The sequence below is a fragment of the Bradyrhizobium sp. SRL28 genome (assembly GCF_018596315.1).
In the GTDB taxonomy this organism is placed as follows: domain Bacteria; phylum Pseudomonadota; class Alphaproteobacteria; order Rhizobiales; family Xanthobacteraceae; genus Bradyrhizobium.
In genome coordinates this window covers 1-439 of sequence record NZ_JAHEAG010000228.1, presented here as the reverse complement: position 1 = coordinate 439, position 439 = coordinate 1, and the positions used below count along the sequence as shown (strand labels likewise).

Sequence of the window (439 nt, the reverse complement as noted above, 5' to 3'; positions counted from 1 at the left end):
GGTGGGCTCAATTGGTCAGCGCAACACTCTAATCTTATAGCAAAGATGGAGTGTGGACATGAAACAGCGACGGCGCATTTACTACTCGGCGGCCCAGCGATCCGAGATCTGGGATCGCTGGCAGGCCGGCGAGCCGATGAGTTCGATCGGACGCCGATTTGACCGGGAGTCCTCGTCGGTCTTCTCAGTGATCTCGCCGACCGGCGGCATCCGTCCTCCGGATCGGCACCGTGCCAAACAGGCGCTCAGCCTTCCTGAACGAGAGGAGATCTCTCGATGGCTCAGCATGCGCTGCTCGTTGCGGTCGATCGCGCGCCACTTGGGACGATCTCCATCAACCATCAGCCGTGAAGTCCAGCGTAATGGCGGGGCGGATCGCTACCGGGCTGCGAGGTCCGATCAGGCCGGGTGGGATCGGGCGCGGCGCCCGAAGCTTTGC

Annotated in this window: 1 protein-coding gene; it reads left to right on the top strand. The window is 62.6% G+C overall.

All coding sequences use genetic code 11. From position 1 onward, the window contains the following. Positions 1 to 58 precede the first annotated feature (58 nt). Positions 59 to 439 (top strand): helix-turn-helix domain-containing protein (locus KIP88_RS46115; protein ID WP_214494668.1); only part of this gene is annotated, 381 nt, incomplete at its 3' end.